Consider the following 9,637-nt stretch of genomic DNA (forward strand, 5'->3'; position numbering starts at 1 on the left):
ATTTTCGGGAGCCTGTTTCGTGATCCGTGCCCGCCGCCTGACGCTGCTTGCGTCGCTGATGCTGTCCGGCATCGCCACCGCCCCGGCCATGGCCGAACTGCCCCGCCTGTTGCCGGTGCCCGCGCAGATGCGGGAAGGGCAGGGCGCTTTTCTTATCAACTCGACCACTCCGATCCGGGTTCCGACCGGCGATGCCGCTGCCCGCAACGCGGCCGAGCGGTTCGCCGATCTGGTCGCGCGCAGCCGGGGCTTCCGCCCTCGGATCGAGACGGGGGGCGATAGCGGCAACGCTGTATCGTTTCGCCGGGCAAAGACCGGCACGGCTGAATCCTACACGTTAGACGTGACGGAGAAGGGTGCCAAGATCGCCGCTGGCGACGATGCGGGCCTGCTCTATGGCGCGGTGACGCTGTGGCAGGCGATGACGCAGGATCAGGCAGCCGGCCCGGTATCGGTCGCGGCGATGCACATTGCCGACGCGCCGCGCTTCCAGTGGCGCGGGCTGATGCTCGACAGTGCGCGCCATTTCCAGTCGCCCGCCTATGTCCGCCAGTTGATCGACTGGATGGCGGTCAACAAGCTCAACCGGCTACACTGGCATCTGGTCGATGATCAGGGCTGGCGTATCGAGATCCCCAAATATCCGCGCCTCACGGAAGTTTCCGCCTGGCGCGTGCCCGCTGGCGCACCCGGCGCGCCGCCGCTGCCCAAGGTCGGTGGCTTCTACACCCAGGCCGAAATCCGCGAGATCGTCGCCTACGCCGCCGCGCGCGGCGTCATGATCGTGCCGGAGATCGAGATGCCGGGCCATGCGCTGGCGGCGATCCGCGCCTATCCTAAGCTCGGCATGGGCGTGCCGATCCCGCCGGGCACGGAGTCCGACTGGGGCGTCTTCCCCTGGCTCTATAATGCCGATGACGCGACCTTTGGCTTTCTGGAGGACGTGCTGACCGATGTGATGGCGCTGTTCCCGTCGGCCTATATCCATATCGGCGGCGACGAGGCGGTGAAGGATCAGTGGAAATCCTCGCCCGCGATGCAGGCGAAGATGAAGGCGCTGGGCATCGGCAGCGAGGATGCGATGCAGGGCTGGTTCATGCACCGCATCGACGATTTCCTGACCAAGCATGGCCGCAAGCCGATTGGCTGGGACGAGATATTGGAAGGCGGTGCCTCGCCCCACGCCACCATCACCTCCTGGCGCGGGATCGAGGGGGCGGTGACGGCCGCCAAGTCGGGCCATGACGCGATATTGAGCCCGGCCCCGATCCTCTATTTTGACAATCGCCAGGGATTTGGGCCGCTGGAACCGCCGGGGCGTGGCCATCTGTCGGACCTACGCAGCGTGTATGACTTCAATCCCGAGCCTGAAGGGCTGAGCGCCGCCGAGCAGCAGCATATTTTGGGGCTGCAGGGCAATCTCTTCACCGAGCATGTCCGCACCGAGGAACGCGCCCAGTGGCAGCAATTCCCGCGCGGCAGCGCGGTGGCCGAAGTCGGCTGGTCGCCGGTCGCGAGCCATGATTTTGCCAGCTTCATGGACCGGCTGGTGCCGCAGATGGCACGCATGGGGACGCTGGGCCTCAAACCCGCGATCAGCGCGCTGACGGTGAACGCAAAGACCGACTATGCGCCGGGCGACAAGACCGCGCGGGTGACGCTGGAAAGCCAGTCGGGCTTCCCGATCCACTATACGCTGGACGGTAGCGGAGTGACGCCGCGCGCGCCGGTCTACAAGGACAGCCTCAGCCTGCCTATCGGTACCCGGCTGCGCGCTGGCACCGCCTGGCGCGGCGGGATGATGCCGGGCGCGATCGACATCGGTCTCGACGCGTCCTTCCTGCGGCGCCGCACCGACGAGCAACTGGCAAGCTGCGCCAACAAGGTCGTGCTGTCGCTGGAGGATGATGCTCCGGCGCAGGGCGAGCGGGCGCATTTCCTGACCGATATCCTGCAGCCCTGCTGGCTCTATGTTGATGCGCCGGTTGGCGGCGCGACCAGGATTGCGATCGACGTCGGCCAGCTACCGTTCAACTTCCAGATCGGCAAGGATCGCGACGCCATCCATTTCCGCGCCCCGGCGACCCCGGCCGGCGAAGTGGAGGTTCGGGCCGGCGGTTGCGAGGGCGAGCGCATCGCCGTGTTGCCGCTGGCACCGGCCGTCGGCAATCCGGAAGTCACCCGGCTGGTCGCGCCGATCGCGCCGCGCAGCGGCAAGGAAACATTGTGCATCACCTATACGGCGAAGGATGTTGAGCCCCTATGGGCGATCAAGCAGGTGGAACTGATCCCATGAGCGGGATGATGGCCAGCGTGACGTTGCGCGCGCCCTTGGCGGGCTGGCTGGCACCGATCGAAAGCGTACCCGACCCGGTCTTTGCCGAGCGGATGATGGGTGAGGGCTTTGCCATCGACCCGATCGAAGGCGAAGTGCGCGCGCCGGCTGACGCGACCGTGCTGACGGTGGCGCCGACTGGCCATTCGGTCTCGCTGCGTCTTACCAATGGCGCGGAACTGCTGATCCATGTCGGGCTGGAGACGGTGACGCTGGGCGGCAAGGGCTTTACGCCGCAAGTGAAACCGGGCGATGCCGTCGCGGCCGGAGACCTGCTGATCGGTTTCGATCTCGATGCCGTGGCGGAAGGGGCCAGAGCGCTGATCACGCCGGTGGTGCTGGCGGGCGAGGGCTATGCCCTGTCGCTGGAGCCGCTCGATCGGCTGGTCGGCTGGAATGATGGCGTCGCACGGATCACGGCGCTGGCGCCGGTGGCGGCCAAGGGTGACAGCGAAGGCGACAGCCATGAGCGGGTCGTGCGCGTCGACGCCCCCCATGGCATCCATGCCCGCCCGGCCGCGCGGATCGCGGCGCTGCTGCGCACCTTCGTCGCGCCGGTGGCGATCCTGCGGGACGGCAAGAGCGTCAATGCGCGCAGCGCGGTCGCGCTGCTTGGTCTGGGCGTGCGCTCCGGCGACGAGATCATGATCCGGGGCGAGGGCAGCGATGCCCGCGCGGCGGTCGAGGCGCTGGTGGTGCTGATCGCAGCGGGGCTGGGTGAGGAGGCGAAGGCCGATCATCCTGCGCCGGCGCCGGTCGTGCCGCAGCATGGCCCGGTGACGGCTGCACCGGGGCTAGCGATCGGGCAGGTGGTGCAGCTGCGCGTCGCCGATGTCGACGTGCCGCGCGACGGGCAGGGCGGGACGGCCGAACATGCCGCGCTCGCGCGAGCGATGGCAGCGGTCGATGCCGAATTGTCGGCCGGCCATGGTCTGGCCGCTGAAATTGCGGCGGCGCATCGCGCGCTGCTGGCCGACCCGGAACTGGCCGAGGCGGCCGGGCACCAGATCGATGCCGGGCGCAGCGCAGCCTTTGCCTGGCGCCATGCGACCGCGCAGGCGGCCGAGGCGATCCGCGCGACCGGCGACCCGCTGCTGATGGAACGTGTTGCCGACCTGATCGATATCGAGCGACAGCTGATCGCCGCTCTGCTCGGCAATGACGCGAGCGCGGTGCCGGTGCTGCCCCCTCAAAGCATATTGATCGCTGAGGATCTGCTCCCCTCGCAGTTCCTGGCGCTCGATAGGGACCGTCTGGTCGGAATCTGCACGGCGGCCGGCGGTCCCACTTCCCATGTCGCGATCCTCGCCGCGTCGGCCGGCATCCCGATGCTGGTCGCCGCTGGCCGGGATGTGCTGGCCATTGCCGAGGGACGGACGGTCATTCTCGATGCGGACGGGGCCCGGATCGATGCCGATCCGGGCGTGAACACATTATCGGAGGTCAGCGAACGGATCGCCGCCGCGCGCGAGCAGCGCGGCCGCGACCGGGCAGAGGCCCATGCCGATTGCCGCATGGCGGACGGCACCCGGATCGAGATTTTCGCCAATCTGGGATCGCAGGCCGATGCCGCCGCCGCGGTGGCGGCCGGGGCAGAGGGCTGCGGCCTGCTGCGCACCGAATTCCTGTTCCTGGAGCGGGCGGCGGCGCCGGACGAGGCCGAACAACGGGAAATCTATTCCGGCATCGCAACGACATTGAGCGACCGGCCGCTGATCGTGCGGACGCTCGACATTGGCGGCGACAAGCCGGTGCCCTATCTGCCGATGGCGGCCGAGGAAAATCCGGCGCTGGGCCTGCGCGGGGTGCGCTTGAGCCTCGCCCGGCCGGACCTGATGCAGGTGCAGTTGCGCGCGATCCTGCGTGCCGTGCCGGCGGACCAGTGCCGCATCATGCTGCCGATGATCGCCGACCTGTCCGACTATCGCGCGGTGAAGGCGATGCTGGACGCGGAGAAAGCGGCGCTGGGCATCGATGCACCGGTGCCGCTGGGCGTGATGATAGAGACGCCGGCGGCGGCGATGCTGGCCGACATGCTGGCGGCCGAGGCCGATTTCCTGTCGGTCGGCACCAATGACCTGACCCAATATACGCTGGCCGTCGATCGCGGCAACGCGGCGGTGTCGCACCGGATCGATGCGCTGCATCCCGCGGTGCTGCGCCTGATCCGCGAAGTCGGGCGCGGGGCGCAGCGCCATGGCCGTTGGGCCGGCGTCTGTGGCGGCCTTGCCTCCGACCCGCTGGCCGCGCCGATCCTGATTGGCCTTGGCATCACCGAATTGTCCGCCACCCCGGCCGCCATCGCCCGGCTGAAGGCGGTGGTGCGCACGCTCGACATGGACCGCTGCATCGACCTGGCGGAGCGTGCCTGCGCCGCCGGAAGCGCCGCCGCGGTGCGCGAAATGGCCCAAGGAGTCCTGGCATGAGCTTTCGTCCCGCCACCCTGCTGGCCCGGCTCCAGCCGCTCGGCCGGGCGCTGATGCTGCCGATCGCGGTGTTGCCGATCGCGGCGCTGCTGCTGCGCCTTGGCCAGCCCGACATGCTCGCCATTCCCTTCATCGCGGCGGCGGGCGACGCGATCTTTTCCAATCTCGGCCTGCTCTTCGCCGCTGGTGTCGCCGTGGGCTTGGCCCGCGAAAATCATGGCGCGGCGAGCCTCGCCGGGGTGATCGCCTATCTGGTGACGACCGAGGGGGCAAAGGTGCTGCTGGTCCTGCCACCCGACGTGGCGGAGGCGGCGCAGGCCGCCTGGCGCGCCAAGGAAATCGCCAAGGTCTCCGTGCCAGCCGGCATCCTGTCGGGCATCGTCGCGGGCCTGCTCTACAACCGCTTTTCCGACATCAAGCTGCCCGACTATCTGGCCTTCTTCGCCGGGCGGCGCTTCGTGCCGATCGTCGCGGGGCTGGCCGGCCTGTTCGGCGCGCTGATGTTCGGCCTCGGCTTTCCCTGGATCGAGGCGGGGATCGATCGCCTCAGCCAATGGGTGGTGGCGGCCGGGCCGCTTGGCCTGTTCGTCTATGGCCTGCTCAACCGTCTGCTGCTGATTACCGGGCTGCACCACATCATCAACAATGTCGCCTGGTTCCTGCTTGGCGATTTCCATGGCGCGACCGGCGATATCAAGCGCTTCTTCGCGGGCGATCCGACCGCCGGCGGCTTCATGTCGGGCTTCTTCCCGGTGATGATGTTCGGCCTGCCGGCCGCCTGCCTTGCCATGTATCGCACCGCCTTGCCCGATCGGCGCAAGCGGGTCGGCGGCCTGCTGCTCAGTCTCGCGCTCACTTCCTTCCTTACCGGCGTGACCGAGCCGATCGAGTTCAGCTTCATCTTCCTGGCGCCGATCCTCTATGTCGTCCATGCGGTGCTGACCGGCCTGTCGATGGTCGTCATGGACGCGCTGGGCGTGAAGCTGGGTTTCGGCTTTTCCGCTGGCCTGTTCGACTATCTGATGAACTATGGCCTTGCGACCAAGCCACTGATGCTGATCCCGGTCGGGCTTGTCTATTTCGCTGTCTATTATGCCACCTTCAGCTGGTGCATCCGCCGCTTCAACCTGAAGACGCCGGGGCGCGAGGATGAACCCGCCGCTGCGGCCGGGGACGTGCCGAGCATGGCCGGTGCGCGTGGGCCGGCGATGGTCGCGGCGCTGGGTGGCAAGGCCAATGTCCGATCGGTCGATGCCTGCACCACCCGACTGCGGCTGGTGCTGGGCGACAGCACAATCGCTGACGAGGCTCGTCTGCGAGCGCTGGGCGCGCGCGGCGTCGTCCGCCTGCGCGATGGCGGTTTCCAGGTCGTTCTGGGGCCGATAGCCGATCAGGTCGCAGCGGAGATCCGCAGCGCGCTGGCCGAGCATGATCCGGCGCCGGTCGCGGGCACGTCCGATCTGGTCGCGCTGCTCAAGGGTGCCGGCGTGCGCGCTGTCGAGCCGCGCGGCACGCGTTTGCTGGTGCGCGTCGATCGGCCCGCTGCCGTGGACGCGGCGACGTTGCGGGGCGCTGGGGTCAAGGCCTGGGTGCTGCCGGCATCGGCCGATGGCTGGCTGCACCTGATCCTGGGCGATCAGGCAGAGCCACTGGCGGATGCGTTGCGGGCCGCCTAGCCGAGTGCGATCCGGCGCCTGATGCCGATCGCGTCGAGGAAGCGCTCGTCATGGCTGACGATCAGCAGGGCGCCGTCATAGCCGCGCAGGCCCGCCTCCACGGCCTCGATCGCTTCGAGGTCGAGATGGTTGGTCGGCTCGTCGAGGATCAGCAGCGGCGGCGGTGCGCTGCCCAGCACACAGGCCAGGCCCGCGCGCAGCATCTGTCCGCCGCTGAGGCTCGCGACGCGCTGTAGCGCGGCGCCGCCGCGAAAACGGAAATGGGCGAGCAAGGCGCGACGACCATTTTCGTCCAGTTCGGGATGCAGGCGCGCGAGATTGTCTGCGATCGACAGCGCGGGATCGAGCAGCGCGGCGGTCTGGTCCAGCACGGCGTGGCGCACTGGCCGATCGATCCGCCCGGCGAGCGGCGGCAATGTGCCGGCCATGGTCGCAAGCAGGCTGGTCTTGCCCGATCCATTGGGGCCGGTGATGGCGATCCGTTCCGGCCCTTCGACCAGCAGGTCGACATGTTCCAGCAAGGGCATGGCGGGATCATGACCGACGCTGACATCGGTGAGGCGCAGGACGATCCGATCCGGCGCAAGGCCGGTCGAGGGCAGGGTGATGCGGATCGGCTCCAATATCTCGACCCGGCTGCGTGCGGCCTGCGCCTGATCCTCCGCTTCGGCGCGCAGCCGCTCCGCGACATGGCGACCGGCGGCGGAGGAGGCTTCCGCCTGGTTCTTGCGTGCGCCGATCAGGATGCGGGGCATGTCGCCGCGCGCGCCCTTGCGCGCGCCGGCGGCGTCGCGGCGCTGCTGGCGCTCGGTCGCGACCTGGGCCTTGCGCGCGGCCTGCTTCACCTGCCGCTCGGCGATGTCGAGGTCATGGGCCGCGGCCGTGAGTTCGACCGCCTTGCGCTCGCGATAATGGGACCAGTTGCCGCCATAGCGCTGGGCGCCGAGGCCGGTGAGTTCGACGATCGCGTCGACCCGCTCCAGCAGCTCGCGATCATGGCTGACGAGGATTAGGCCGGCGCGCCAGCCATCGACCAGTTCGGCAACGGCCGCGCGCCCGGCCCGGTCGAGATTGTTGGTCGGTTCGTCCAGCAACAGGAAATCGGGGGCTTCCAGGATCGCGCCGGCAAGCGCGGCGCGGGTGCGCTGGCCGCCCGACAAAGTGCAAAGCCGGGTATCCGGCCCGGCAGCGAGCCCGACCCGCTCCAGCGCGGCGTCGATCCGGCTTTCCAGCGTCCAGTCGGCATCGGCCAGTTGCTCGGCCGTGGCATCGCCGCTTTCGGCCAGGCGCAGTAGGGCGATGGCATCGGCGACGCCCCACAGATCGGCGATCCTTTCATCCGCGCCGAACTGCACGGCCTGGCGCAGGCGGGCAAGCCGGCCTTGCACGGCGATGCTGCCGCTGCTGGGGGTGAGATCGCCGGCGATCAGGCGCAACAGGGTCGTCTTGCCGACGCCGTTGCGGCCGACAAGGGCGGTGCGCTCGCTCTGGAAACGAAGGTCTAGACCGAAAAGGACGGACTGGCCGTCAGGCGTGGTCCAACCGAGATTGGAACAGGATATGGCGGGCATGAGCATGAATTTCCCTGGCAGCGTTGCGGATCGGCATTGCGGTCAGGTTGAAATCCACGGCACGTCTCTTTTCTTGTGAATTGAGGCATCAATCTAGCTGCAATCGCCACCCTGTTCAAGCTCCGGGCGGCACAGGACAAACATCGGCATCGCGATAAACGGCGAAAAACCGCGCTTTTCTGCGGCCTGACGGGATGTTCCCGCTTGTCGGTGCGCATGCTGTCGCCGGCCGTGGACTTGTGCCGTCGGGCGCTGCTCCGCCATGGCAGGGCAGAACAAAGATTTCCTCGGAGGGGAACCATGAGCATAGCCGTCTTCGACTGTTCGGACATCGACCAATATCTCGGCAAGCCGATGCAGCCCGCGCGGATGCGCGAGCCGATCCACAATAATGACATCCGCCGCTGGGCGCAGGCGATGCATTATCCCAATCTGCTGCATTATGATGCCGATTATGCCGCCGAAGGGCGCTGGGGGCGGCTGGTCGCGCCGCAGAGCTTTGCCGTGACGATGGATGATGGCCATGGCGCAGGGCCGGCGTGCGTCGGCGCCATCCCCAATTCGCACCTGCTGTTCGGCGGCGACGAATGGTGGTTCTATGGTCCGCGCATCCAGGGCGGCGACCTGGTCCATAATGAGCGCATTCCGTTCGACTATACGGTCAAGGATACCAAGTTCGCCGGGCCGACCTGTTTCCAGCGTGGCGACAATAATTATTACAACCAGAATGGCGAACTGATCGCCAAGCAGCGCTCGACCTCGATCCGCTATCTGGCCGAGGCGGGGCGCGAGAAGACGACCGATGTGGTCGAGGGCACCGAAGATCCGGTGTGGAGCGACGAGGAACTGGCGCAGATCCAGGATCGCAAGTTCGACTGGGTGCAGATGCTGCATGAGCTGGGCCATGGCAAACGCTATTGGGACGATATCCAGATCGGCGCCGCGCTGCCCGAGCGCGTCATCGGCCCGCACAGCATTGCCAGCTTCACCACCGAATGGCGCGCCTATCTCTTCACCATCTGGGGCGGCACGCACCGGCGCACCGATCTCGACATGGAGGCGCTGGGCTTCGTCAAGGAAATGGCGGGGCATGAAAATGACCCGGTGATGGAGCGGATCAATCCGGAACTGACCGACGGCGCCTATTTCGGCCCATCGCGCGGCCATCTCTTCCCGCGCTGGGCCCGCTTCATCGGCATGCCGCGGGCCTATGGCTATGGCGCGTCGATGGGCGCCTGGATCGTCGATTATCTGGCGGGCTGGGCCGGCGAATGGGGCATGGTGACCCATTCGGTCGCCTCCTATCGCGGGCCGGCCTTCACCGGCGACATCACGATCATGACCGGCACGGTGGTCGACAAGTTCGTCGACGATGACGGACGCGACGTGGTGCAGATCGACTGCCGCATGGTCAATCAACTGGGCACGACCCTGGCGACCGCCAAGGCGGAAGTTGCATTGCCGCGCAAATAAGCGCGGCAATGGCCGCGGCGCGTTTTTGCGGCTCGCGGCGCCAAGATGTTGAAGCAAAAAGGGGATTTTCCTGCGTGCGACGAACGGTGCGTCGCACGCAGCGCCCGCAATGCCGCAACTTCTTCGAATTTCTAAAGATTTTGTTAACCATTTTAC

At 67.5% G+C, this 9,637-nt stretch carries 5 protein-coding genes; 4 read left to right on the top strand and 1 reads right to left on the bottom strand.

The window, feature by feature from the left end:
• Positions 1–19: 19 nt before the first annotated feature.
• From VHN57_RS06740 to nagE, 3 genes are read left to right on the top strand one after another with little or no spacing between them, the layout of a single operon-like run.
• Positions 20–2,296, top strand: a complete 2,277-nt coding sequence (locus VHN57_RS06740; RefSeq protein ID WP_278986185.1) for a beta-N-acetylhexosaminidase — start codon at positions 20–22, stop codon at positions 2,294–2,296.
• The gene (gene ptsP, locus VHN57_RS06745) at positions 2,293–4,761 is read left to right on the top strand and encodes a phosphoenolpyruvate--protein phosphotransferase (RefSeq protein ID WP_278986184.1); all 2,469 of its coding nucleotides are present in this window, start codon (positions 2,293–2,295) and stop codon (positions 4,759–4,761) included. Before VHN57_RS06740 ends, ptsP begins: the two co-directional genes overlap by 4 nt.
• On the top strand, positions 4,758–6,437 hold the full coding sequence (nagE, locus tag VHN57_RS06750) for an N-acetylglucosamine-specific PTS transporter subunit IIBC (protein WP_278986183.1): 1,680 nt from the start codon (positions 4,758–4,760) through the stop codon (positions 6,435–6,437). Before ptsP ends, nagE begins: the two co-directional genes overlap by 4 nt.
• Here nagE and VHN57_RS06755 read toward each other — a convergent pair.
• The gene (locus VHN57_RS06755; protein ID WP_423283223.1) at positions 6,434–8,014 is read right to left on the bottom strand and encodes an ABC-F family ATP-binding cassette domain-containing protein; all 1,581 of its coding nucleotides are present in this window, start codon (positions 8,012–8,014) and stop codon (positions 6,434–6,436) included. The genes nagE and VHN57_RS06755 overlap by 4 nt on opposite strands.
• Before the next feature lie 294 nt (positions 8,015–8,308).
• Between VHN57_RS06755 and VHN57_RS06760 the strand changes: the two genes are divergently transcribed.
• Positions 8,309–9,481 (top strand): FAS1-like dehydratase domain-containing protein, encoded by a 1,173-nt coding sequence (locus tag VHN57_RS06760; RefSeq protein WP_037521545.1) that lies wholly within the window; start codon positions 8,309–8,311, stop codon positions 9,479–9,481.
• Positions 9,482–9,637 lie beyond the last annotated feature (156 nt).

The organism is Sphingobium salicis subsp. salicis (assembly GCF_049472635.1).
GTDB classification, from domain to species: domain Bacteria; phylum Pseudomonadota; class Alphaproteobacteria; order Sphingomonadales; family Sphingomonadaceae; genus Sphingobium; species Sphingobium yanoikuyae_A.